The organism is Rothia sp. HSID18069, assembly GCF_003989155.1.
Classification (GTDB): Bacteria; Actinomycetota; Actinomycetes; order Actinomycetales; family Micrococcaceae; genus Rothia; species Rothia aeria.
In genome coordinates this window covers 67,097-94,027 of sequence record NZ_RBMG01000005.1, presented here as the reverse complement: position 1 = coordinate 94,027, position 26,931 = coordinate 67,097, and the positions used below count along the sequence as shown (strand labels likewise).

10 protein-coding genes are annotated in these 26,931 nt (G+C 58.0%); 7 read left to right on the top strand and 3 right to left on the bottom strand.

Features of this window, described 5'->3' with window-relative positions:
* Positions 1–22: 22 nt before the first annotated feature.
* The 3 genes from D8M41_RS10585 (at position 23) to D8M41_RS10575 (ending at position 8,206) form a co-directional block, all read left to right on the top strand.
* Positions 23–5,938: a DUF6531 domain-containing protein gene (locus D8M41_RS10585; RefSeq protein WP_238693526.1), complete on the top strand. Its 5,916-nt coding sequence runs from the start codon at positions 23–25 to the stop codon at positions 5,936–5,938.
* Positions 5,939–6,548: 610 nt separating this feature from the next.
* Complete coding sequence (locus D8M41_RS10580; protein ID WP_126926996.1) at positions 6,549–7,235, top strand: hypothetical protein; 687 nt, start codon at positions 6,549–6,551, stop codon at positions 7,233–7,235.
* Between the two features lie 488 nt (positions 7,236–7,723).
* On the top strand, positions 7,724–8,206 hold the full coding sequence (locus D8M41_RS10575) for a hypothetical protein (protein WP_238693525.1): 483 nt from the start codon (positions 7,724–7,726) through the stop codon (positions 8,204–8,206).
* Between the two features lie 77 nt (positions 8,207–8,283).
* Here D8M41_RS10575 and D8M41_RS10570 read toward each other — a convergent pair whose 3' ends face one another.
* Positions 8,284–12,618, bottom strand: a complete 4,335-nt coding sequence (locus D8M41_RS10570) for an FtsK/SpoIIIE domain-containing protein (RefSeq protein ID WP_126926994.1) — start codon at positions 12,616–12,618, stop codon at positions 8,284–8,286.
* Positions 12,619–12,846: 228 nt separating this feature from the next.
* Here D8M41_RS10570 and D8M41_RS10565 point away from each other — a divergent pair, with 228 nt between their 5' ends.
* Both D8M41_RS10565 and D8M41_RS10560 read left to right on the top strand, forming a co-directional pair.
* Positions 12,847–15,888, top strand: a complete 3,042-nt coding sequence (locus D8M41_RS10565) for a hypothetical protein (RefSeq protein WP_238693524.1) — start codon at positions 12,847–12,849, stop codon at positions 15,886–15,888.
* Entirely contained in the window at positions 15,881–17,212 is a 1,332-nt protein-coding gene (locus D8M41_RS10560; RefSeq protein WP_126926993.1) for a hypothetical protein, read from the top strand. The genes D8M41_RS10565 and D8M41_RS10560 overlap by 8 nt, the downstream gene beginning before the upstream one ends.
* Before the next feature lie 221 nt (positions 17,213–17,433).
* Here the strand turns inward: D8M41_RS10560 and D8M41_RS10555 are convergent, their stop codons facing one another.
* Complete coding sequence (locus tag D8M41_RS10555; protein ID WP_126926992.1) at positions 17,434–19,410, bottom strand: serine/threonine-protein kinase; 1,977 nt, start codon at positions 19,408–19,410, stop codon at positions 17,434–17,436.
* Positions 19,411–19,848: 438 nt separating this feature from the next.
* A complete protein-coding gene (locus D8M41_RS10550; protein ID WP_126926991.1) occupies positions 19,849–22,740 on the bottom strand; it encodes a choice-of-anchor M domain-containing protein in 2,892 nt (963 codons plus the stop codon).
* Between the two features lie 169 nt (positions 22,741–22,909).
* On the opposite strand from D8M41_RS10550, the gene D8M41_RS10545 reads away from it, so the two are divergent.
* The gene (locus tag D8M41_RS10545) at positions 22,910–25,288 is read left to right on the top strand and encodes a TIGR03773 family transporter-associated surface protein (protein ID WP_126926990.1); all 2,379 of its coding nucleotides are present in this window, start codon (positions 22,910–22,912) and stop codon (positions 25,286–25,288) included.
* Positions 25,278–26,912, top strand: a complete 1,635-nt coding sequence (locus D8M41_RS10540; RefSeq protein WP_126926989.1) for an anchored repeat ABC transporter, substrate-binding protein — start codon at positions 25,278–25,280, stop codon at positions 26,910–26,912. Before D8M41_RS10545 ends, D8M41_RS10540 begins: the two co-directional genes overlap by 11 nt.
* Positions 26,913–26,931: the final 19 nt, after the last annotated feature.

Here is a 26,931-nt window from a genome sequence, read left to right as displayed (position 1 = left end):
CGGGTCAGGGACTTCTTCGGCTATGCCAGATAACTTGGATGTGTATGTTATCCGCTGTAACGACGATACCAATACGCACATTAACGAATACAGGGCTATCAATGATGCCTTTACGGCTTTTGATTCAGCACGTGATACCTCCTTCGGAACTCTAGATATCTCCCCAGCTATGAGTGGTCTGAAGACTCTCAATGAGCAGAGTAACCTCGTCACAGATTGGCTCCATAAGGTTGCCCAAGCATTCCGTGATGCTGGTGCAAGTTCCGGAAACCCAGTTGCTCTTGCTGACAGTACCTTGGACGCCCAGGTAGGTCCGCAGATTTCTCTTACGCATATCGATGTCACGCTTCCCCAAGTTTCTGGTGCGACACCGACCTCTGGGTTTGCAAATGATCCAGTCAATGTGGCAACAGGCAACTTTATCGAACCCGAGACCGACCTAATCTTTGCTGGAACCACCAGTGCCATGACGCTGTCGCTAAAGCGTATGTATAACAGTCTGGCGGTCACACATACCGACGAAGTTCCTTCAGGCGTGTTCGGGCTTGGCTGGTTCTCGACCTTGGATACCCATCTGAGCTTTGAGGACGAGCAAGCTTCGTGGTTTATGTCTGATGGACGTGCGGTGCTCTTTGACCGGGAGGGCGAAGGGTTCGCCCGCGCAGCCCGGGAGCCATGGTGGCTGACCAAAGTTCCCGCCACGGATGAGTTGTTTACCCGAGTGCGCGATGCGCAAATGCGGGCTTATGAGCAGGCTACAGTCACAGGTGGCTCTGCTGTGGTTCCTGAGGTTCCGTTCTTGTGGATGACGCATAATAACCAGCATGAGGCGTATTTCTACGCCCCCTCTGGTGCACCAGTGGCACACCGACAGGGGCATCTGAGCAGTTTGACCGTGTTCGTTCTGGATGCTGAAAACCGGGTGACGGATCTGGTACATCCAGTAGCGCATCGCGGTGTTCATGTGGACTATGAGCCTGCTGAGGAAACCGGTAGTGTGCGTCCAGCGGCGGCATTCACGTACAACACCGTTGGTGAACGTGCCGGGAAACCGGTGCAGAACGTCGTCTATTCCTATACCGAAGCTGCTGAATCCAGTGCCTCGGTGCAGGTATCTGGCTTGCTTACTGAGGTAACGACTGGTGCTGGAACACGTACCTATACGCACACTGAGCGGGGTTTGATTCACCGAGTGATTAACTCGCGCGGTGATCTTGAAGTCACTAATACCTATGATGATTCCGGCCGTGTGATCGGGCAGATCAGCGAGTACGGACGGGATATTTCCTACAGGTATACACCGAATGTCACGACCATCATTGCTGATGCTGATACTGGCGAAAATTCAAATCTCTGGGTCTCTGACGCTAAGGGGCGTTTGCTGAGCATTACAGCAACCGACGGTACACGCATGTCGATGAGCTATGACCGGTTCAGCAACCGTGTGAGCATCACTGAACGTGACGGTTCACGTCTGGTACGTACCTCTGATGCGCGTGGTCACATTAAGCGTGAGCGTACCCCCGAGGGCGCTGATTACACGTACACCTGGGATGAACAGGATCGGCTGCTCTCAGTAAGTGTGCGTGATGCCCGAGACGTGAAAAACCTCAGCGAGCCTATGCCGGTGAGCTCGTACCGGTACGAGGAAGGCTCCTGGGTGGTGAACCCAAACCCAATAGCTGTTCTCAACGGTGCCGGGGAAGCTACCACGTGGGAGTATTCCCCCGAAGGCGATATCCTGAAAATTAGCGACCCAACAGGTGTGTACATCACCCTGGAGTATGATGAGCACCACGATATTGTTGCATTAGGTGATGTTGCTGGCAATACTACCCGATTTACCCGAGATATCGCTGGTCAGATAACCTCTGTCACAAACCCACTAGGGGCCACTACCACGCTTGAGTACAATGAAGCGGGTGTAATTTCCGCCGTGATAAATCCGCTGGGTGCCAAGTGGTCATTTGTTTACCCCGAGTCCCCTGTTGGCGATGGCACCCCCTATATGGCGCGCGAACAGTTACAAGGTGGTACCCGTAATTCTGCAGTTGGCACATTGCCCAGCGCAGTCATTAACCCTGATGGGGCGACTGTTGAGTTCACTTATACAGCCGGTGGGGATATCGCGACTGTCACAGATGCGGCCGGAGGCAAGACCCATCGTGAGTACGATACTTTCGGAAACTTAGTGAAGATGGTCACCGCCGGAAACCGGGTGTGGGAGTATTCTTGGGACGGTTTGTCCCAGTTGATTAGCCTGACTGATCCTACTGGAGCCATCACGCGGTTCGAGTACGATCATGCTGGGGAAATCACCCAAATCACGGATGCGACGGGGGTTATTTCCCGCCGGTCGATCGACCGGCGTGAGGGTGTTGAGTCTGTTGCTGGTACCGGTGAGGGTCTTTTCTCGTCGGCGTTCTGCAAGGTGGATGTTCTTGGGCGGGTGACCGAAATCGGCCAGCAGGACGGGACATCTAGGAGTTCTGTATCCTCCTCGCACAGTGCTTCTGGGGTGCCTACGGGAGCTGGTGCTGCTGGTGCAGGTATTGCTAGTACTACCGGGACGGGGATCTCGCACGGAGTATCCTCTTCTACTGAGGCTATCGCCGCTGCTGGTACATCCTCGCAGTCGACGGGTCGGCAGATGTTTACGTATGATGCTGCCGGGAATATCGTCGAGGCCCTGGACGCCAATGGTGGGCTCACACGGTATGTACGTGATGCCGCTGGACGTGTCACCCGCATTATTAGTGCGGCGGGCCGGTTTACCGATTACACCTACGACACCTGCGGAAGGCTGTCCTCTGAGCGTGTGGGGCTTAATGAGCCTGTGCGGGTGACCGATCCCGTCACCGGGGCGTCCTCGTGGGAAGAACCGACCCGGTGGGCTGTAACGACACTGGTGTATGATGCTGCCTCACAGGTGATCGAGCGACACACCCCTGACGGGCTTGTGGAAAAGATGACTTATGATGCCGCCGGGCGGTTAATAAAGGTTCAAGCAGGACGCCGCGTTGCCACCTATGCGTGGGATGCGTGCAACCAGCTGGTGCGGGTGCAGGATTCCACTTTTGGTACCCGCCGCTACGCCTATAATGAGCTCGGCCAGCTGGTGCGGGTTACCGACGGCTTGGGAAATAGGACATTCTTCGCCTACGACGCGGACGGGCTGCTGACCTCAGTGACGGATCCGACTGGGGCCATCACCGAGTACGAGTACGATGCCGCCGGGCGCATCCTTGAGGTTGCGAAGAAGCCTCGCCCGGATAACGTCGTTACGACTCCGGCTATTCGCACCACCTATACGTGGGATGCCGCCGGGCGCCTGCTGTCTGAGGATGACGGGGTTCGTACCCGCTCCTTCGAGTACGATGCCCGCACGGGGGATCTGACCCGCACGCTTATCGACGGCTCCTTAGCTGCTGAGTACGGCACGGGTACGCCCGCGCTGCCGGGATCGACGATTACGTGGATGAAGGATCACACCGGGGATACCCCGGTGACGTACCGGCGTGTCTTTGATGCCACCGGGAACCTGATCGAGTACACCCGCCAGGTCGATGGGACCGAGAATACCAGCGATCCCGGTACGGCTGAGGCCCTGGAGACGTTCACCAGTACAGGTTCGTATACGCTCACCTATGCGTATGATGCCGATGGGTTCCGCACGATGATGTTCACCCCCTACGGGTCTTCCCAGTGGATGCTTGACGGTGCCGGACGCCCGATCCGCTCAATCAACACAGCCTCAATCGCTGGCCCTAGTGTGCGTGAGCGCGAGTCGGTCATTGGGGAGTTCTCCTACGATGTGATGGGGCACCTGGTGCGTGCTCAGGTCGGCGAGACTATCTCGACCTGGGATTTCGAGCAGGACGGGTTGGTGTCCTCCTATGAACACACCAGCGAGCAGGGCGATGAAAACACTGCTGAGGGTGTGCAGGTGATCCGGGACCACACCGGCCGGATTATCGGGCTTGATTCCACGACGAGTGGGTTGGTGATGTACTCCTACGACGAGGCCGGGCAGCTGACCGGTGCTCGCGCTGACGGGTATGAACTCACCTGGGTGTATGAGGGAGGGCTCATGGTTGCCGAGCGCCTTTACCACCACAACACCACCGAGGATGAGACCACTCAGGGCAGGGTTCTGCTTGGTGAGCGTCAGTTCATCTATAACGGGCTCAACCAGCTGCTGCACTGCACCACGATTGAAAGGCCCCACACACCTGAGGGTGCTTCTGCCGCGTGGGTGAGTACCGAAGTGTCCTACACCTATAACGCAGCCGGGCAGCGTACTGGGCAGAAGAGCGTCACCTCGGATGGTGTGATTCGAGAACGTACTTACACCTGGGGTATTACCGGTGCTCTGGCTACCGTCAGCGACACTACCAACACTGGGGATATTACTGTAGGTTCGCGTCTTCGGGTGCACGCCGACGCTGCCGGGGTTGCCACCGCTATCACTGGTAACGACCAGGTAACGGTGCCGCTGCTGTGGGATCCGACTTCTTCGGCCCCGCAGCTGCTGGGGGCCGGGAGTATTCCGGTTGCAGGGGCTGACGGCGGGTTCTCCCAAGCGGCAGTACCGGGCGGGTTTGACCCCTGGAGTGTCCCCGGGGTACCCAATACCGGGGATATGGTCGGTTTTGGTGCCCTGAGCGCTCCCGGGCTAGGGGGTATAAGCGCTACTGGTGCGCCGCAGACTCCCGGTGCACCTACCTTGCCCAGTGCTCTTGGTGGCACGGGTGCATCCGCGCTGCTTACCAGTGTGGGGCTGCCCGAGGGTGTGTCCTTCACCGGTTCCGGCACGCTCGCAGTGGGCGGACTCGCGCTGATGGGCGCACGAGTGTTTGACCCATCGTCAAAGAAGTTCCTTTCCCAAGATCCCCTGCCGCCCATCATAGGTGCGGGCTGGTTCGCGGACTCGTACTCTTTCCTGGGGCATGACCCGGTCGGTATGATCGACCCCTGGGGAACAGCTCCATTAAGCCATGAGGATTTCAAAAAATACGTTGATACACAGAATACACAGACTTTGTACCATATTGCTGGTGCAACCATTATGGCGGTAAGTCTTGTTTGCGGTCCCGCTGCCCCGTATGTTGCTATCGCAGGGGCAGGTGTTTACGGCGTAGGTGATGGCACCAAGATGAACGCTGACGGGACGTATGATAAAGGCTCAATGATTAAGGGAGGCGTTACGCAGGCAGCAATCCAAGTAACCACTTTTGGACTTGGGAAAGCAGTCACCGCTACGGGCGTAGGTACCATGGTTGGTAATGGAACGAGTAAGGCAGCTACCTATGTCGGTTCTAAACTTCCAGCAGTTTCAGGTGTTACCACTAAGCTTGCCTCTGAAACCGGTAAAAAGTATGCCACTGAAGCCTTTGCGAGTGGTGTGACAAACAGTGCCGCAAATACTCTTGGCTATATTAAAGATGCTGATCACCCTACTGTGGCGGGGGCTACTGTAAACGCGGTAACGGGCTTTGGTTCTGGGGTGCTTACCCACGGAATTGAGCAAAAAGTCAACTCTGCCCTGCCAGAGATGAAAACTCCTACAACCTTACCCGGTAAGGTGAAATACTCCCTGAGGCAGGAAGCTGTATCTCGTGGATCAAGCCTGCCTGGAGCAAGTTTACTAGAGCAGCCGGTTCAGGATAAGACGGTCGCCCACGACCAGAACGGCAAGGATTACAGTTACTTGAATAGCGTCGGGACTGGGGCCTATAACAAGGTCGTGGGTACTGGTATCGATAACGTAGCAACCGGAACAGGACTCAAACACCTTGAAAATGATCACGGACGTTATGGGGTGCATTATGGTGCAAAGCCAAATGAGGGTTTCAAAGATCCTGAAACCTCAAAGACTCCACGGCATCAGAAAGGAGTAGAAGGTCCTAGGCATCGTAAAGAGGGCCCAGCAAAATAGAGTAAAGGTACCTTGCTCACGTAACCTAACCCATTACCGGTTCTAAGTTGGTTTCTGGGTTACTGGGACTTATTCATAAGGCGCAAAGCCCATGAATAACGTTTTCGGTCTGTACACATCCCGTATTGTGGGTGTGTACAGACCGAAAGCTTAAGATAGCTGTGATGCTTTGTGAACGTCCCGTATTTATAAGATAAGAATAATGCCTGCATTCCTGATATATTTCATCTGCTCATTCTTCTTTATTATCTTCTACATCACCCGGGACAAAATACACCGTACACAGGACAAACACAGCGGAGCTAATGTCAGGCGCCTCCATCGGTTTGAGGGGGTGGGCGAGCATACTGGTATTACTTATATTTGCTGATATAGCAGCTCTTCCTGCCACCATAGATATCAGCCCTGAACCAGTTGTTGCGCTCGTCGTAACTCTTCTACTTACTGGACTCGTTATGAGACACCGTTACGAGATGACATACTTCAGCATCAGCCCCAACGGCAACAACCTCGCCACCGAAACCCTCACCCTCACACACCCAAAAACTAACCATCACACCCCGCAACCCACAAGGAGATTACCTCTCACCCTGTTCCAAGAGGTACGGATATGGACACACCAACAAATATTATTGCAACATCCCTCATAGCATCTCCGATAGTCATACTTTTTTACATTATTTATGACGAATTACGACGTGCTCGTTTTAAACGTGAAAAGAAAAATGTGAAGCGCCTTCCTCGGTTTGATGGATGGATAGGAATATTCACACTGGTTTTCGCAGTTGATTGCTCTGTTGCTTTATGTGTACTTATGCCAGGTGTTGAACTACCACATATTCTTGGGATGGTTACGTTTGTCTTAGTGGCCGCATCTCTCGTATACCGATATGAGGTTAAATACCTCAGCATTAATCCTGATGCAACTATTACTCATCGTTCTTTTCTGGGGAAAACAAAAACAACATCTGTTACCTCAATTAATGAGTACAAATATACCTCTAGGACCGAAAGCCTCAATAGCGATATACCAGATTCACCCGATAACCTCTGGCTCTGGGATAACGATGGTAACAATATCGCCTCTTTCTCCCCACAAGCTTTTAAAGAGTATTCTATTGGGGCGCACCTATGTTTCCGGTGCATTAATGGCCGCTGGGCTGACACTGCTGACCCAAATGACATGCAGGCTATCAATAAAGCTATAGAACATTATCCTGTGATAACACGATATTTATCAGAGAATCCTAGTATGAAAGGGCTTGCCCGCGATACTACAAACCCTACCATTAACTAGGAATGTGTAGAGTTACCCTAGTTTAATTTTTACAATTATCGACCTTATTACAGAGGCAGGGGCCAAGACTAAGGTGATAAGGGGCTCCATAGGATATAGCATCTATTGGAAAGGGTGCATGTACCAATATTAACGACAACCGTATGAATGGTCGTGTTTGACGATCGTTTGGTCGTGCGAACCACCGATTCAGAAAACTAACCTGCTCATATGATGGAGGAGGGTTTACTTAAAGGGTATCTTTTAAGTAAACCCTCCTTCCCAGTTTTAAACTAGATTACTAAATGATACGGGAAAGGCACTTATAGATGTCTCCTATACTGATTTATCTTACCTGTTCATTCCTCTTTATCATCTTCTACATCACCCGGGACGAGGTACGTCGCGCCCGGGACAAACGCAGCGGAGCCCTCGTCAAAAGGCTCCCCCGCTCAGAGCCCTGGGTCTGGAGCATCTACATTCCCCTAGTTGGAGGGATGAATATATACATGTTTACGCACCTTGCAGAATTCCAAACAATCGTTGTGATTTTTGCCGTTATTGGTCTCCTTTTCGGTTTGATTGGTATGTACTACTACGAAACCAAATACCTCAGGTTCAACCCCGATAACACCATCACCTACCGAGGACTCACCGGAAAACTCCGCACCACCTCCATCAACGAATACCAATACACCCCAGAATCCAACCGTCCCGACAACGACGGCACCGACCCCGACAGCATCTGGCTCTGGAACGACAAAGGCTACACCATCGCCGCCTACTCCCCACGCGGCATGAAAGAATACACCATCCCCGCACACCTATACTTCCGCTGCACCCAAGACCGCTGGGCAGACCCCAACAACCCCCACGACATGCAACAAATCACCTGGGCCATCGAACACTACCCCCGCGTCATCGACTTCCTCACCGCAAACCCCCGCATCACCGGCATGGCCACCGGAAACATGGAGCCAAAACTCAACTAGGCACACGCTGGTAACTGCAGAAATATCCCTCACGGTAACGAGTATCGTGAGGGATATTTTCTAGAAGACGCTCCACACTATGAGGCCATCTTTGGCTTAATTTCAAGGCCGTCGGGGCTCATCGCCTGCATTAACACCGGAATACCGCCCAATACCGCGTATCCGCGCCCCGAAGTGAGAGCCACAGGTGCGCGGCGTGGCAGGTTCATTGAGAACATGTCCCCATCATAGTCAACATGCGGTTGCAGAAGTACACCAGTACGCGACTTACGCACCATCTTCGTCCAGTGCGAATACATGGTGCGTAGCTCACCCGGCTTGCCGGTAGCAATAACACGAATCCAGGGGGACTCCGCCTTCAGAATATTCGTAATGCCTTCCCCCGCATCGTCAATGCGTTCAGCGTCATCAATGAGCAGAAGAACCGGTTCCTCGGTAATCTCCAGCTCGGCCGCTAAAGCTGTGATCTCTTGCGGGGTCACTGCCTTACGGTCAAAATCACGGTGGGCCAGCGGCGAGCGCCTAGTACACATAACCCACACTTGGGCGTTGTTTTCGCCGCGTTCGCGCTGCTGTATGACAGAGTCGGCGATAGCCTGGAGCAGGGTCGTTTTCCCGGAGCGCGGTGATCCGCCAATGAGGGCGCTTTCACCCTCATACAGCTCTATCGCCACCGGTTTAAGGTTGTGCTCTGCTATACCAACCGGGATAATCCAGTTCTCGCCGCCGATAGAGGGCTCCACTCCCATCTTTGAGAGTGGCACAAGGGACGGCAGCTGACCGATAACATCCGGTTTGTCGACGGCTCCCCAGCGGTGTATGACGTTCTCCACGGCGTCGGCGAAACTCATCTGTGGGATTGCGACCTGGATCTGCCGGATGGTGCTGCCATCGACGCATCGTCCAGGAACCTGCGCAGGGATGTCAGGTCCCTTGATTTTGTAGGCGGAGTAGTCGTAGGGATCTGATAGGTGGAAGAGCCAGCGTTGCTGGGTAACATCGTTCACAGCGGAGGGGATGCCTTTGAGACGTGTTGTGGCCATGATGAAGTGCATGCCCAGTGCGGGCCCTTCCGAGTAGACGCGGTGGAAGGCGCCTAGGTAGTCGGTACCAGAGTATTCCATAAATTCGTCGCGGAGGGTTCCGTAACCGTCGATGAGGATGATCAGGTCGCGGTTTCCGGCGGGGTTGGAGCGGCGGCGTTCTAACTCGTTAATGAGGTGTCGTAAGAACCTGGTCTGCCGTTCTTTGGCTCCTTCACCGGGCCCCACATAGGCGCTCACGTGCGGTAGGTTCTGCAGGGGTGCGAGTGTTCCGGCGCCTAAGTCGAGGATCAGCATGTCGAACTGTTCCGGGTCGGTGTTCAGGCACAGGGTGAACGCCATAGATGCTAATGCTGTACTGGTGCCGCTGCCGGGGGTGCCGATGAGGAACATATTGCTGACTTTGAAGTCCCATCCGACAGGTACCTGACACTGACCTTCAGGGATGTCTGCAAGCCCGAAGAGCACGGTACTACCGTTTAGGGTTCCGACCGGCGGCGCGTCTGAGTCTACTTGCGGTGCGGTCTGTGCAGTGTCGGGCTGGAGTGCACCAAAATTGTTGAGGGGCAGGTTATTGCCCAACGCCTCAGGCCAGACTTTGCGCGGCGGGGCGTAGCGCTGCTCCTGATTCGCCGCGATAATGGCGTCAATGAGGTTGTCCAGGTCGTTGGCGTCACTGTTTTTGGGTTTGGGGAGGGCACGCGGTGCTTCAGGAACCCCGAAAATACTAGTGGAACGCAGCTCAATAGGTTCGTGCTCAATAACACCGCTGAACCCGGTTACCAGCGCGGTCTGGATGGGGGTAATATCGGTTTGCCCCAGTTTGATGTAGGCGCGGCCCATCTGCGAGCGCTCAATGGAGGCTGCGTCAGCAACTTCGATCACGTTCGAGGAGTCTTCTTTGGACTGCACACGCAGCGCTACACGCAGGTTGGTGTTTGCCAGAATATCGTTGTTCACCACGCCGGCGGGCCGCTGGGTTGCCAGGATCATGTGCACGCCAAGGGTTCGGCCCACAGCACCAACACTCACAAGTGAGCTGAGCACATCGGGGAAGTCTTTGGCGAGCATGGCGAACTCGTCGATGACCAGGAGCAGGCGCGGCATGGGTTCTGGCGGGTTGGTGGCCAGGTATTCGGTGATGTTGTCTACGCCTTCACCGGCGGCGGCGAAGAGCCGCTGCCGCCTCTCCATTTCGGCTTCGAGGCTGATGAGGGCGCGGTTTGCCAGCTGCTCATCAAGGTTGCTGATGGTGCCGATGGTGTGCGGCAGCCGTTCACAGGCTTTGAAGGCCGCACCGCCTTTGAAGTCGATGAGGATGAAGTTCAGACGGGTGGGGTCGTTATGGGTTGCTAGGCCCGCCACGAGGGAGCGCAGGAATTCGCTCTTACCCGAACCCGTGGTACCGCCAACGAGGCCGTGCGGGCCGTCTTTGACGAGGTCGAGGGTGTACACGCCTTGGTCGCCGACACCGATTTCGGTACTGTATCCTTTGGATTTCTGCCAGGTACTAATAATCTTCTGGGCGGTGGGCGGGGTGCCCACTCCTGTGATTTCTGGCAGGCGCACCAGTGAGGGTAGGCCCGCGCCGGGGATGACGAGTTCGGGGTCTTCGAACTCTGCGAGCAGGTGGGCGCGCTGAACGGCGTATTCTAAGTCGATGCCGCCAATGATGACGTCCTCAACGGTGCGGCGTTTTTCGGGCTCGAAGAATGTTGCAGCGGCGTCCTCCCCCACGTCAACCACTACGGTGCAGGAAGCTGGCAGCTGTTCTTCAGAGGTGGCGATCACGATACCATACACCTTGTGGAGGTTTTTCTCACGGCTGGATGCCCGGTTAGGGTCGCTGCCTCGCCCGTGGGAGAGGAGTTTACGTGCGGGGGCGTCGTGACCTTCGGTGAGTACTTCGGAGTCTATAACGAGCATTAAACCGGGTGAGAGCAGCCCATCAATGCTCTGTTGTAGGTTTTTGAGCATGGCGGTGGATTGTTCGTAGTTGTGTGAGATCCAGCGCCCCCCAACAGCGGATCCGCTTTGTCGGGTGTGCGGCAGCCATGAGGTCCACGCCCATTCTTCCTCTTTGCCCTGGTCGAAGAAAACACCGAGGGTAAGGTCTGCGGGCCCGCAGTGGGTGACGGACTGCATGAGAAGGCTACGGGCCAGTGCGAGCGCGCCTTCACGGTTGCCTACGATACCGATTACCCCTGAGTCGGTGAGGTCGGCGATCATTGGTGCCCCCATGAGCATGGAGGAGTCTAGGAGTTCTTGGATTTCTTTTTCGGGTTCTTGGCTACTTGTTAGGTCATTTGTAGGAACCCATGAATAGTTGCCGTACCCCACGTGAAGCGCCATGAAGTCAGCGGCTTTGAAGCGGCGCTGCCATAGTTCCACGCTGGGTAGTTCAATGCGGCGCATGACGCTGACAGGGTCTGGGGCGAGCTCCTGAAGACGCATACGCTCGTGGTTGTAGATATTTTTGAATTTTTCTTTGGTTTTGTCGAGTTCCTGTTTGAAGCGTTCTTCTTCTTCGCGGGTTTCCTTTTTGAAGCGCCATTTTTGTTCGAGCCACATGCCGAGGGCAGCTATCGGGCTCAGTATTGCGAAGAGGGCGTAACGGATTTCACGCATCATTGCGACCATGGCGCCTGCGAAGATGAGGGGGGCTAGAACCGTTGCAATACTAAAGCGGGATGGTTTTGAGACGTTTTTCCGTTTGGGTATTTTGACGGTATCTGGTGCTGGCATGAGCGCAACCCGTGGCGGACGGTTATAGGGTGCGGTGTATGCGGGTGTGAGGTTTGGGAGCATCCCGGGTTTGGGGGCGGGGGTCTCAGCCAGTTGGGGCCGTAGCAAAAGCACAGCACCACCAGTGTAGATAACCGCAAATTCGTCGGTTTCTGTGCCTTCTTCGGGTACTTTTATACCGTTGACGAAGGTTCCATTGGTGGAGCCGGCGTCAGTAATTTTCACGCCTTCTTCGGTGCGTTCAATACGGCAGTGTTCCCATGAGGCGCTTTCGGTGGGCAGCACAATGTCGGCTTGTGGTGAGCGGCCCACGATGAGGGGCCTACCTTTCGCCAGGGGCACGATGGCTCCGGCTCTGGTACCACCAGCAAGAGTGAGGTTCCAGCCGCGTATGGGGCGGGCCATCGGTAGAGGGCGCTGACTGATGACGCTCCCCTCCAGCAGTGCCACCGACCCCAGCTGCGAGGCGCCCTGTAGCGGCTGAGAGTCTAGATACAGGGGGTCGTCGGGGGCGATATAGGGTCCACCGGCGGCAAGAATAAGGTCGCTCAGCGTAGTATTCTCCTGCCAGTGGTCCAGCTCGAAGGTGCGCGTGAACCCGTGTAGGTCAACTAGAATTTTCACCCTGTAACTTCCTCTCCGGTGACTTGTTTGGCGTGTTTAATACCACCCGTAGAGTGGCTGGGGCAGCTCATCTCACTACCTTATTATCCAACCTCATTCCGTTTCTCACACTCCAGGTTACTTAAAGTGGAGGGGGATTAGTCGTAAAATAAAAGAATTACGTTGAACATCACCGAAACTAACTGGGTCCGCGCATACGCGTACCCTTCCTATCTCAGGAGTGTAACTATGACAGCCCGCCAAGCGCCTAACAGCCGCGATACAGTCGGCCAAACGTCGCAGAAACGCCGCGCATCTAGATTGCTCAAGGCACCTCTGGCGGCGGGGGTAGCGTTAATGCTGCTGCTCGCAGGGTGTTCCTCCGACTCCCCTTCGGCTGATGATGGCCCCACAGAGACCCGCAGAAGCGAACAGCAGGTAAGTGACCCCACAAATATCCTGCAGAATGTGAACGTTAATGTTGACCACACCGGGTCGGTTAAAGCAATCAATAGCACCAATATTTATGTGAATGAGCACACCCATCAGAGCTCCACTAAAGACGTGAAGTATAAGGTGAGCGATGTGGTGAACGATGTGCCCGTGCGTGTGTCGGTGCAGTACCAGAGCAATAAAGGCAACGGCACGGACTTGAATGAGCTTAAGGGGTATTCCGGGCCGCTAACCATTAAAATTTCGGTTGAAAACCTGAGTGTTAAACCGCAGGAAATTACCTATGATGCTGGCGGGAGCAGCCATAAGAAAAAAGCTCTTGTGGGTGTGCCGCTGACTGTTGCCGCTTCCACAGTGCTGGAAAATTCAACCCCCAATCAGGTGGTTGCTGGCAGCAGCCTTGACGCTAAGGACCCTAACGCCACTAACGGTGTGATTAGTTCCAACTCGGACGGCAAGGCGGTGGTGCAGTGGGGTACTATCATCACTCCGCCTACCACTGAGGCGAACGCGTCCCTGGTGCTAAAGATGGATGCGAAGGACTTTAAGGTTCCTAACTTCGATATCGCGGTGCAGCCGGGGTTTGCTGACTCTTTGTCCAGTGAAAACGTGCTCACTAACGGGTTCAATAAGAACGACCAGAACCAGATGGCGTTGCTGCAGCGCACCATGAAGGTTGTTTCGGATGTGAACGGCACCCTGCTCTCGGCTAGTGACCAGATTAATGAGCTGCGCAAAAACCTGGATTCCACCGCTGGTTCTTTGGGTAATGGCACCGCCGAAAACCTTAAAGGCAGCAACGAGAAGCTCACCAAACGCATGGAGGAGCTCAGCAGCCAGATCCGTGATCTGAAAACTGATCTTTCCAAAACCGCTCAGACCAATAATTCTCAGCTGATAACCCAGCTGGAGCGCACCGTGGGCTCCCTCGACTCGGCGCTGGGGGATACCTCCGTGCACCCTTCCGTGAAGGTTAACGCCAGCGGCAACTCCTGCACGGTGGATCGGTCCGCCCCCCATGGCGGCAGCTCTGTCTATTCCAATCTGGTGCAGCTTGCGGATGTGCTTGGCAGTTACGCCCAAGCCAACGCAGGATGCCAGCGGGAACTGTCGGGGACCCTTTCGCAGATTATCGGTCCGAAAGACCCCGGCCCCGAACAGTGCCGTGATCACGGTGGGGATTCGGTGACCTGTGCCCTGTACGGCACCTCAGCCTCTGTGCAGGCTAACCTGATTGGTCTAACCGTGGCCAGCGACTCGCTGCTTAACGATATGCGACCGGATTACCTTAAGGGCGCCAATAAGAACTACAGCGACCTGCAGGCGTCTATTCAGCAGCTTTCTGACTATCTGAACTCGCAAAATTCAGGTAGCGCAGACACCGCGAAAGTTCAAGAAACCATTAAGAATATCCGTGGCAACGTGAACTCGCTCAAGGAGTCCTCTAACAGCCTGCAGGAAGGTATTGGGCGTATCTATAAGACTTCTCAGGAGGCTCAGGCAGAGCTCACCGGTGAAGGGTCTGCCCAGGAGCAGAATCAGAAGCTCGCAGATCAGTTGTGTGAGCTCTCTACCGAACGCGGCGGGCATTTGAGCCCCGATGAGGTGGCGCGGTTACGTTCCTACCTCACGGCTACCCCCTGCGGTGCAGGTGGTGGGCAGCAGCCGCAACCTGCGCCCGAACCTAACACCCCCAATACCCCCAACGATCAGCCTTCGGCTGAGCCTTCAGCGGCACCGAGCACAAGTGCTGAGCCTTCAGCATCCGCAAGTACAAGTGCCAGCGCGAGCCCTTCGGAGGGGGCATCCGGTGAGGCTACCACCCCCGCAGCGGTAGTGGAGAACGCTAACGAGGTGAAGCCGCACCACGGTAAGCCCATGGATCAGCGTATCGTTGAGCAGCAGGGCCGATGGAGGATCGTCTCTGCTGAAACCGACCCGAACGCGGAAAAGGGCCTGGCCGCAGACGCTAAGCGGGTTAACGCTCGGGTGAATGATCTTGACGGGCAGCTCAAAGCCCTAGAGGATGAAGCGAACAAGCTCGGCGACACCAACCGTGACCGTAACGGTGAGCAGGAGAAGAACATCAGCGCCCTCAAGCAGAAGGTGGATGCTCTCACCCGCAAGAGCGACGATTTGGGGCAGAACCTCAAAGATCTGGCGGAGCAGCACAATAAAATCTCGGAGACCGTGAAGGCAGCCTTCAAAGACTCCTCTGATAAGACCGCGCAGCAGGTGAACGACCTCATTGGCAAGCAGATCCGTGTGATCTCGGACCGTGGGCAGAGCGGCAACCGTGCTGTTGAGGATGCGTTCTCACGCTCCATTAACCAGCTGGTAGAGACCTCCGACAATATTGTGGTTGGTGCCGGCAATTCGGTTGAGAACCAGCGTAAAGACCTGTCGGAGCGTACCAATAATGTGCGGGCCGCCCTCGACGGGGCTACCCAGCAGTCGCTGGGGCTGCTTGATCAGCGCACCTCTGCAGCGACCCGAGACTTGGAAGGCTCCTCCGCTCTGCTGTACAGCGATTTGAATAAGATCATGCTTGACCTTGGCGACAGTAAAGTTGAAGGGGCTGGCCTGCTTGGCTCGCTCAAATCGAATTCTGCGAAGGCGGGCTCGGCCGACTATCAGCTGGCTTTAGCCTCCCAGAACGCGCAGGGGTACACGAGCATCCGTTCTGAAGATATTGCTAACATTCAGCTGCGTCAGGCGCAGTTCAAGGAGTCGCTCAAGTCCCTGGAGAAGATGAAACCGTTCCACCTTTCGGATGCTGGTAACGCCGAAGTTCGGGTGCTGTACACCTTCCGCGTGGGAGAAGCACAGAATGGCTAACCCCGAAGGGCAGCAGACGCCTCGGCGGTCACGCGTGAAAATCGTGTTGACCGTCGGGGCTGTTATTGCGGGGGTGCTGGCGCTGGTTGTGGCCACCAGCATGTGGCTCACCTCGGGCCGCAGCCCCTTGCCGACCTTTAAAAACGAGTCCCCAAAACCCGGTGCGGCCGCCGCTCCCAGTGTGCCGTTAGATATTAAACTTCCCACGCTTGGTAAGTCTATTAAGCTCGGGGTGATTGTCACCTACGGTGAGGAGACTGAAGGCTCGGAGTGGCTGCAGCCCGCTCAGGGTGCGGCGGTGGCCGCGTACCGTCTGCACATGGGTAATGCGCCTGTAGAGCTGTTGACCCTCAACGATAGGGGCACTGAGACGGGCGCCCGGCAAGCCGTGGAGCAGATGAAGGCCGAAGGGGTTGAGGGCATCGTCATGGCCTCTTCCGGAAGCCACGTGCAAGGCGCTGTGACAGCGGCGAAAGAGTACCATATCCCCATGATTGAGGTGTACGACAACGTTGGAACCGGCGATGGGGTGTGGTCGTTTGCACCCAACGCTGAGGCGTCGCTCGTGGCCCTGCAGTCCGGGGTGGAAGACCCGAATAAGGTTGTAGCGGTTGAGGCCCAAGGGTACAGCACCGGTATTCTGGCAGCCCACACTCTCACATATAAGCCTGGGGACGACCCGGCTGCGCTGGCCCGTTCTGTAGCAGAAAAAACTGCGGAGCTTGGCCCCGGGACGACGGTGACAGTTGCCGCGCCCGCCGCTATGCAGGCTAGCCTTGTGAAGGCGCTTCAAGAGGCCGCCGTCAAAACCACCATACTGCTCTCGCCCCAGGCGATAAGCCCGGTCTTTAGCACAGAGCTGGTGAAACAGGGTGGGGCCATCTCCTCGTCGCTGGCCACTAGCGGAGTGGATACTTCCGACTCGGTGGCGCTGCAGTCCACAGATGAAGGGCGGAGCATGTCTGCCTTTTTGAAAGCGGTGGGGATTATGAGCGCAGACTCCAATGTGCAGACCCTCAGCGGCGACCAGGAATTCAGTACCGTGGCTGCTTATGCGGATTCCCGCTCCCATGATGCCGTGGTGGCCCTTGCCTACGCCTCAGCGCTGAACCTTGATATGAATAACGAGTCGGTGCTTAAGACTCTTGCAACGGTGAAGATGCGCTCCGGCGAGGGGCTTGCGGGTCCGGCGCTAGACTTTACGCGGCCCAATGCGGTAACCGCCCAGCCCGCGCTTCTGCACGCCTCCGAACAGTCACTGGGGCTGCGGCCGCAAACGGCGGGTTCTGCAGCTGATGCTTCTATCACCTGGTTCGCAGGCTAGCCATACACAATAACGCATAGTTATAAAATATGCTGTGAGGTCGCCGCCCTGCCATACAGCAGCCCTGCGGATGAGAGGGAAGCCACTTCAACCCCCAGTCGCCGCGGTACACATACCGCAGCTTCTGGGGGGTTTCCTATGCCCCAATAATGAGGGCTGCCGGTGCACCCGATCTTAGGGGCGCGCTATATTCGGGGCTTGGGGCGTACCTGGCCGGGGTGCTAACGGGCAGTGATACTGAACTGGTTACTCCGAATATCCGTATAATTACCCACCGTCGCAGTGATAGTACACTGCGGAGCAATCGATAGGGTCGTAACAGTCTTACCATCCGCGGAGACCGAAATATGCCCCGCACAGCTATCCGTGAAACGCACCGCCGACTGGTCCGGGGCCACCGCCTGCACCACCTGTGACGGGTCCCCCGTTGCTGGCGAACGCAGGATGGGGTGCACATCGTCCTGCCCACTGGGCCACACCGGCACCACCGTAATCGGCAGGGCACTCTGATTAACCACCTTATCCGGCACCTTCACCGCAATCGCCTGCAACCGCTGCAGCGGGTACGAGGTGGACTGCACCTCGCGGTCGGTAATGGCCTCCTGGGTTTTACGCTCAATCTCAGAAACCCACTTCTGCAAGTCCTTCTGATCCGAAATTGAGACCTTCACTGTGGCAGTCATCGACACCGTCGAGTTTGCGGGGATCTCCACCTCCGGCAAAGACCACGAACATTTCTTATCAATACCGGTGATTGTGGCGTGGTTCTTCTGCGCTTTCTGGCCTTTAGAGGGGCTCCACGTCGTCTCGGGGCAGGTGCCGCCCTCGGCAGTGCCGGGGATAACCTGCAGAATATCGCCTTTCAGCGCGGACTTCTGCGACGAGAACTTAAACGTAAGAGAAGCACTCTGCGAGGATGAATCGTATTCCGCTGAAACCTGCGTGCCCAGCCCCGAGGGCAACGGTTTAGAATCGTTGCCCTGCGCAGACCACTTCTCGTGGGTGGTTTCGGTCTTCTTCGGGGCCACAGGGTTCCAAATCACCACGCCGATCACAACCACAATCAGCAGCACGCTCAGGATTGACCCCCACACGATCGGGCGGCGCAGCTGCCGCGTAAAGCCGCCCGTTGGTTCTTCCTCTTCTTCCTCCTGTGCCTGCTGCTCAGGTTCGGGGCTCACACGCACCGGACGCAGCACCGTCTGGGATGATGCCTCCCCCAAGTGGGGCAAAGGCTCAACCGGCATCTGGGTGCCCATCACGGTGTCTTGGGAGACAGCTGAAGCCCCACGCACAACCGTTACCATCCGCTCCCCCGGGCCGGTGCCTGGCGGGGTGTGCTGGGGGCTGCTGGGAGGATTCACCGGCAGCATTGGCGGGGCCGGGGCGTACCGGGCTGCTAGGGCGCGCAGCGACGCGGCAGCCTGCGCGGCGGTGGGGCGCGTATCTGGGGAGGTGGCGAGCATCGCCTCAAGGGCAGTGCGCAGGTCGTTTGGGATGCTCTCGTGCACACCGGCGGGGTTGCCGCTGTTCGGTGTGGGCGGGTAGGCAATCAGAAGCTCATGGAGCATCACCCCCACCGAGTACACGTCAGCGGATTCTGTGGCGGTGCCATAGTGTTTACGCTCAGGCGACATGTACATGGGCGTGCCGTAGCTGCCGCGCCCGGTGGTACTGGATGCGGGGCCGTCACCGGTGAGCTCGGCGATACCGAAGTCAGCTACCCGCACCTGCTCAGGAAACGTCTCGGTGGGATTACCGGAAAGCAGCACGTTATCAGGTTTAATGTCCAGGTGCAGCACCTTTTTACGGTGCGCCTGTTCAAGGGCCAGCAGCACACGCTCCATCATTGCCAAAGCCGTGCCGGGGGCAATCGTGCCCAAGGTGCGGAGCATATCGCGCAGAGTACCGCCGTGCTGGTACTCCATAATAATCGCCAGGTTACCGCCCTCAACGATCATGTCCACTACCGGCACGATACTCGAATGCTGAAGCTGCATGAGCACGGTGCGTTCCCGGACAAAACGCTCCAGGAATTCGGGGCTGTTCGCGTACTCAGGTTTAAGCAGCTTCGCAGCGAATAACGCAGACGTATCGGAACGGGTGGCCGTCCACACGGTACCGACCGCGCCCTCCCCCACGGGCTCCACCAGCCGGTAGGACGAACCCAGCGGCGCGCCCTGATACGCTGCCTGCATTGTGCCTCCTCACCCCGTACTGCCGGTGTTTTTGTGATTACCGTGTAACTGCCGTCTTTAAGTGTACCTAGGATGCCAGGAAAGTATGGCTGCAGTTATGAGGAGACTCACCACACTATGCTGACCTATTATTGTGTGACCCTATAAACGAAAATCTGTAAACAATTATTGGGCAGGCACCCGCACTATGTATGTATTTCGTGAAATTTAAAGAGTGTTTTCGGATATTTTTTAGCACGCACCTGCGTGAGGGTTCCATACAATAACCCACATTTATCGTTCACCGGACTCTAATACATTCAGGTTCATACGTAAATAGCCAGATATTGCTCAGAAATATGGCGTCCCGGCCTGTCAGTATTGTTCTACAGGCCGGGACGCCATATACCCCTAGAGGAACGCTATTCACTCGTGGGGCGAGTATGCTGCTGCCAAGAATCAGCGTGAGCTGCTGCGGCGGCGAATGACAACTAAAATAATGCCGCCTGCCAAGGCAGCCGCACCCACAGCAGCCACACCAGCGGCCGCGAACCCTGTGTGCGCCAACGCCCCAGCCGAGGAGCCCGCACCGGAAGACCCACCGGATACCGCCCCAGATCCGCCAGAGCCACCGGCGTACGATCCGGCCGCGCCAGCACCACTATCAGCTGAGGCACCGTAACCGTCTGATGAGCTGCTATCCGAACCGGTGCCAGCACCAGCAGTATAGCCATGAGCACCGGCACCATAGCCATTATTCGCGGGTGCAGGCGCGGCACCGGGTGATGAGTCACCTGCCCCGGACGAGGGTGCTGTGGCCTCAGGTTCGCCAGCGGGTGCGGGCGCAGAAGTGGTGTTGTCGGTGGTTCCGGCGCCGGGGGTGGCGCGGTCAGAACCGGAGGGTGCAGCGGTGCCGCCCCCAGACGCGCCGGGGGCTGCAGATCCGGTGGAGTCGCCGGTTGAGCAGCCGTTCGCGGCCTCATCCCCCACCGCAACCTGCATGCGTTGCACCTCGCTCTTTACCTCCGTACCGTCCTTGAGGGTGGCGGTGTAGTACACGTCAAACCCGTACCGGCCGGGTTCGGTAAACACCCAGTTCGCGTGCGCGTGAGTGGCGTACGCAATATCAATCGTGTCTTTGCCGGTGGTGGAGTCAAGAAGCACATCCGCTCCGGTCAGTGACTCTGTGAACACCCCAAACCGGGCGCCGCGCGGCATGGTGCGCGGCACCACGTGCAGTTTCACCCCGCCCGACAGCTGGGAGTAGTCAATATTCTCGGTGCTGTACCCCGGCCAGGGCAGCCCCTTGATCTGGGTCTGGGGCAGCCCGTAGAAAGCGGTGCCTACCGGGCCGATGAAGTTCAGGGCGGGGCTGCTCATGTGCTCATTACGGGTGCGGCGTGCCCGATCGCTCACGGTGAGCACCACCGAATCAAGGGGGCGCACGGTCGAGTCCGGGTCGATCAGACCGCTATCGTCTTTCAGGCCCACGTGAAGCTGCTTGTCGCGCAGCTGCCCCTGAATGTCAAGGTGCCCGTCGTGGATTTTGCGGCGGCCATCAAGGGTGCGGGCATCACAGGTGGGGTGCGACGGGGCGGGTGGGGGCGCTGCAGCCGATGCGGCAGGCTCACCCTGGGCTGGCCCTGAGGCGGCTGGTGCTGGGCTGGTTGGTTCTGTGCGGGACGGGGCGGGGGTAATAGGCGCAGCGGGTGTGGCGCTCGGGCTGGACGACGGGGCGGGCGTTTCACCGGCGGGAGCACTGGGTGCGGGGTCGGCGGGGGCCTGCCCGGCGGTTCCCTCCACGGTGAATGTGCCGGATACGCTATAGTCGCCGCCGCGCCGGTAGTCACCGGTGAGTTTCACGCTCGAGGCGCGCGCGTTCATATCTGGGTGCGGCAGTACTTTGGCGATCAGTTCACTGTTCTCAAAGTAGCTGTCTTCCCGGTAGGTAAAACGCGCCACCCCGTTTTCGACCGTGGTTTCAATATCGAATTTGGGGTATTCGTAGTCGTTGGGGGCGTAGAACCCGCCGCGAATAAACCCGCGGAAGTTCGGGTCGGCAAAGGTCACCTCAATCGTGCGGTACCCTTCCTGCGTGGAGGGTACGGTGCGCACCGTATAGTCGCCGCTGGCGGGGGTGTAGGTGGCGGTATTGAGGGTAGTGTTGCGCTCTTCGGGGGTTTTTACGGGCCATTGGCCGTTGCCGTCGTCACTGTACACGCTCTCAGCCCGCCCAGGCTCATACGCGAGTTGATGCGAGATCCAGCGTGCACCGCTGTCACCTTCAGGGGTGAACACCGCCTGCAGGTGGGATGATTCGCCGCCCATCATTTCGCTCCAGGTGGCGGTGCCGTTGGTGACATCAAGATCCGTCAGAAAGTACCCGTTGTTGTACAGGGTGAGCTTGCCTTTGAGGTTTTTATCGCCCGCTGTGAAGGTGATGTCGCTGAGCTTATCGTCGGCGTCTCTCCTCTTGGCGGGGTCCGGGTCTGGGGTGTGCGGTGCCACGGACAGCACATATTTGGCGGTGTCCAGGTTCCCCACATTCGCGGCGTTATAGCGCTCTTCTGTGGGTACGGCGGTGGGGGTTCCGTCACCAAGAATAGGCTTATTACCGCCTACCTGCCACACGAGTTTCTGCGGCGCGGACTGGATGATTCTGCCGTCGGTACCGCGGGCCACAGTGCGGTAGGTGACTTCGTACCGCCCGGGCCGGGTGAAGGTGGTGGTGTTGTGGGTGTGGCTGCCTTTGCTCAGCAGCCAGGAGTGCCAGCCGGTGCTGGTACTTGAGAGAATGCGGTTGATCTGAGCGGGGCCGTCGTCGGGGTTGTACCGGAATAGCTCCATGCGCCCGGGGCCGTCCACCGAGAGGATGTCGGTGGCGAACACCCCGTCACGGAACTGTTCGGTAGGGATTTTGACGGATGCACCCAGACCCGCCCAGATGGGGTCGTGGTTGCCCCAGGTGAGGGTGGGCGCCATGTAGAGGGTCTGCCCGGGCTCACCTAGAAAACCTAGGCTGGGTGAGTTGGGGAGGGTGAGGGTGTATTGTGAGGCGCCGTTACGCCCGTCCCAGCCTTTACCGACCCAGTTGACGGTTTTGTCGAGGTCGTAGAGGTCGGCGCCGGTCTTGTAGGGGTTGGATTCATTTTTGAGAACGAACGTGCCGTTTTCCCAGTAGGCTTTGGGGGCGTCCACGTGGCCTTTGGTGGTGATGATGCGCCCGTCGTCAGGCCCGGCGTGGGCTGTGATGCTGGGGGCTAACCCGGTGAGGATGATCAGCGCCGCGACGGAGAGGCGCGCTAGGGGTTTTCCGGGTGCCCGACGTTGGGTTCGGAGGTGCGTGTTCATGCTTTCCTTTCTAATTTTTACGGGCAATAGCGTAGCATTTTTGCGAATAATTGTCATTAACAAAAATGCTCTGTATAGTGATTCCCGAATACGCCAACGGCGCGGGGGCGAACGTACTCCCCCGCGCCAAACCGCGCCCAGTCACCGCATCACGCACCTGGAGGAACACATGCAACGAAGCACATCCGCCCTGACCCTACTCAGTGCCGCATCGCTCACCTGCGGGCTTGTCCTCACCCCCGCAGCACCAGCCCTCGCGCACGAAGAACACGGCACCGCGAGCGCATCGGACACCACTAGCAACCAGAGAACCCACCGTATTGATGGGGAAAATACTGTTGCCGGGGTGCACGCCAACCTGGTAGATCTCTCCCTGCGCGACGGTGCCCTCACACTGGGTTCGAGGGCCAGCACACACGACGGTGAAGGTATTTACGATCCCGCACGAACTGTTTTCCACCTGCCAAATACTGACTCCACCCGCAGCACTGTGGCTGCAGGCTATGAATTTATTGCCCCCAAAGGCACCCCTATCTGGTATATCCCGCACACCGGCACCGGCGGGATTCTTCACCCCGGCTTCGGGGCTGATAGTATCCCCCGCGACGCACTGAAAGAGAACAAAATATCACTCGAACTTGTGCGCACCCAGGCCCCCGATGGTGGCTCCGTTGAGGTTTTCCATGAGGACCCCAGCGGCCCCACGCGCCTGTTCAGTTCACGCGAGAATCTGCCCGCCCACACCATAACCGCAGGTGAGCATGCGCACCCCGGGTGGGCATTTACCGCACCGGGTGTTTACCGGCTTACTTTCCGGGCGACAGCTCAGCGCGCCGACGGCACACCGATCAGCGCTGAGCAGACCTACACGGTGGCGGTGGGCGATGTTCCGGCCAATATTTTTGAGCAGATGCGCACCCAGGAGGGCGAGCGGCACGGCGGCGCCCCCGAAGCCGCTGACCGGTCGGCAGCCGCGAGCGCGGCCTCCCCCGCCGGTGCAGGCGCGCCGAAAACCCCGGCCAATATTTCGGGGGCCAACACCCATAATGTGCGGCAGGCGGGTGCCCCCGCCAGCGGGGGCTCGAACGGTGCACCGCAGCAGCCACGAGCCGAGAGCCCTGCCGCGCAGGGGTCCGCGCCAGAGCCCCAAGCGCAGCAGGCTGGCAACAGTGCCAGTCAGGGGTCGGGGGCTGCCGATCGCAGCACCCCGGAGGCGGTAAACGCGGCGGAACCTTCTGGGGGTAATGGTGCCGCCAGCACTGCCGACTCAGGCGGCACCGGAACAGACGGTACTGTACAGAGCATCACCCCGCCGGCGGGCGCATCCGGCGGTAAAAGCGTGCGCGGCTCCAATAGCGCCAATGTGGCCCCCGGTGCGTCTCATCAGAGTGCGGCAGCCGGGTCGGGTTCTGCCGGGGGCGGAGCGGGTTCCAGTGGGGCTGGTTCAGGCGGGTCGGATTCGGCGGGGTCAGGCAGCGAGAAATGCTACGCCACCGAGGTTCAGGTCAAAGACGCCAAACAGTCCCTGCGCAGCCCCGCATCCGTCCCGAGTGTTGAGCCCGCGCTGCACACGGCAACGGTGCAGAACGTGGCTGAATACGGCGGGTCAGACCGCGCCACTGAAGGGCATTTCGATGTGGGTCCGGTGCTGAACGGCTCCACGTTGAGCTCTGCCGTGAAAGATGACCGGTTCAGCCCGCCCAAGCACGTCTCCCCCAGCTCACTCAATTTCGTGTTGGGTGATGCTGCGAAGCTGAAATTCCCGGCAGGCATGGAAGATATTGCCCCCGCGGGAAGTACCGTGCACATGATTGGTGCTACCCAGCAGGCGGGTGTACCGTGGCTGGGGTGGAGTACCCAGGATCCTGAGCTTCTCAAACAGGCCGACGGGCCGGTCACCATGAGCCTGAAGGGGTTCGACGGCCCCGGCTCAATGTCGGTGTTCCTCTCGGGTAACTTCGGTTCCGCCGGGCAGAAAGTGTTCACCTCCCGCGGCGGCTCATTTCAGGTTCCGCTGAATACGCACCAGCACAGCAACTGGGTGTTTACTGCGGAGGGCCGCTACCGGGTGACGATCGGCTGGCAGGTGCGCTTGAAGAACGGGCAGACCGTTGAGAGCACCTCCACCCTGAACTTCACGGTGGGTAACGGCAGCGGGGAAAACACCTCCGGCGGCGATAAGCAGCAGGGGGCGCAGAAACCCGCAGATAACGGCGGCCACCGCGGAGGTGCGCACAATGATGCGCCCGCTGGCGAGAGCAAAACCCCCGATAAGCAGGCGGGGCGCGGCACCGTGGATGCGGCCAGCGGTATTGTGACGAAACCGGACGGCACGAAGGTGCGCATCGTTGGTAAGACCGCCTCGGGTAAGGACTGCGCCCTCACCAACCAGGAACTTAAGGATGCGCAGCAGGCCGCTGCTGCCGGTCAGCTGGCCAGCACCGGGGCCGGTTTTAACCCGTTTATGGTCAGCACCTCCGTGCTTGCTGTCGCTTTAGGCGGCATGATCGTGTACGCCGTGCGCCGCCGCAAGCGTCATGCCGCGTAATGGGCTCAGCCGCCGCGCTTTCCTGGGTTTTCTGCCTGTCTGCGCGGCGTTAAGCGCCTGCACCGCACAGAATACGTCCTTGGGTTTTGAGGCCGACGGACGTCTTCAGGTGGTGGCGACAACCCCGATTTTGGCGGATGTGGCACGTGCTGTTGGCGGCGAGCGTGCGCGGGTACACGCCCTCATTCCTAATGGTGCAGACCCGCATTCTTATGAGCCGAGCCTGCGGGATGTGCGCGATGTCGCCTACGCGCGGTTGGCGTTCACCAACGGTCTGCTGCTGGAACAGCGCAAAATGGCGGCGATGGTGAGCTCTAACCTGCCGCAGGGTTCGGCGCAGGTGGCGGTTGCCGAGAGGATTGAGCAGTACGGCGGCAAGCTTGAGCCCGTGGTGGAGGATGCCTCGCTGGATTCTATCTGGTTGGGGCTGCGCGTTGAGGGCGCCGAGTCTTCGGGCGCATCCGCTAGCCATTCCGCTGAGTCGCCCTCAGATTCGGATGCTTCGGTCGCGTTTTCGGTTACCCGTGTGAAGGGGCCCGGGCAGGTTGCGGCGTTTATTACGCAGACCTTCGGCGCGGTCGAGATGATGTGCGATTCTCAGGCGCGCGGCACGCAGGAATCCACGCAGGATGGTGTGAGGGTGCGTACCGGCGATATGGGGTCGCTGGAGCTTCCGCTGCAGGCGCATACGCATCTTTCGTGGGCTTTTGCGGATGCCGGTGTGTACGAACTTGATGTTCTGGCTACGCCCCGCAACGCACCCGAGGGGGTGCGGCAGGCGCAGGGAACACTGCACGTTGTGGTGGGTGAGGACCCTGCCGAGGCTGCCTCTCGTCTGGGCGCAAATATGACCGTTTTAGCCTCTGGACATGCTGATATAGCCGTTCATGCATATACGGGGCGGCTTGTGATTCGCGCCGATAGCGGCGGGAAAGTCACCGAGCACGACCTGGCTCGCACGATCATTGCGGTTCCTTCGCGCACTCTGCAGGAGGTTCCTGCGGGTGGCCAATACGGGTTCTTGAGGGGGTCTTCGCGCGAGCATCGGGGGCAGGTGTATTTGCTGGCGCAGGCGGTGCTTGGCAAACATGTGCACGGCGAGATAGACCCGCATATATGGCATTCGGTGCCGAATATGAAGGCGGCCGCGCAGGTCATGCGTGATGCTCTCGCTGAGGCTGACCCGCCCGGAACCAGCCTGTACACGGCGAATACTGAGCGTGTTATGCGTGAGCTTGATGAACTGGACTGGGAGATTCGCGGCATCTATGCGTCTTTGCCCGAGGCCTCGAAAAACCTGATTACCACCCATGACGGGTACCGCTATCTGGCGAGTACTTATGGGCTGAGCGTGGCGGGGTTTGTGACGCCGGTGGCGGGCAGTGAGCCGAGCATCCAGCAGCGGCAGCGGCTGCAGCGCACTATCAGGGATTTGCGTGTACCGGCCATATTTCTTGATAAGAATACCCGCGCGCGAAGCCCGGTTTTGGGTGAGGTCGCCCATGAAAACGGGGTTCAGGTGGGCGCCCTGTATTCTGATTCGCTCGATGATGAGGCGCCCCACTATGCGGATATGATGCGCGCTAATGCTCGGGCTATACAGCGGGCTATGGGCGGCTTGTAGACGCCCACAAAATGCACTT

Bases quoted from the DNA above. Each gene is read 5' to 3' on its own strand.
- D8M41_RS10550 (WP_126926991.1), bottom strand. From the start codon at position 22,740: ATGAACACGCACCTCCGAACCCAACGTCGGGCACCCGGAAAACCCCTA.
- D8M41_RS10560 (WP_126926993.1), top strand. From the start codon at position 15,881: ATGGCTAACCCCGAAGGGCAGCAGACGCCTCGGCGGTCACGCGTGAAA.
- D8M41_RS10565 (WP_238693524.1), top strand. From the start codon at position 12,847: ATGACAGCCCGCCAAGCGCCTAACAGCCGCGATACAGTCGGCCAAACG.
- D8M41_RS10575 (WP_238693525.1), top strand. From the start codon at position 7,724: ATGTTTACGCACCTTGCAGAATTCCAAACAATCGTTGTGATTTTTGCC.
- D8M41_RS10545 (WP_126926990.1), top strand. From the start codon at position 22,910: ATGCAACGAAGCACATCCGCCCTGACCCTACTCAGTGCCGCATCGCTC.
- D8M41_RS10585 (WP_238693526.1), top strand. From the start codon at position 23: ATGCCAGATAACTTGGATGTGTATGTTATCCGCTGTAACGACGATACC.
- D8M41_RS10540 (WP_126926989.1), top strand. From the start codon at position 25,278: ATGCCGCGTAATGGGCTCAGCCGCCGCGCTTTCCTGGGTTTTCTGCCT.
- D8M41_RS10555 (WP_126926992.1), bottom strand. From the start codon at position 19,410: ATGCAGGCAGCGTATCAGGGCGCGCCGCTGGGTTCGTCCTACCGGCTG.
- D8M41_RS10580 (WP_126926996.1), top strand. From the start codon at position 6,549: ATGGACACACCAACAAATATTATTGCAACATCCCTCATAGCATCTCCG.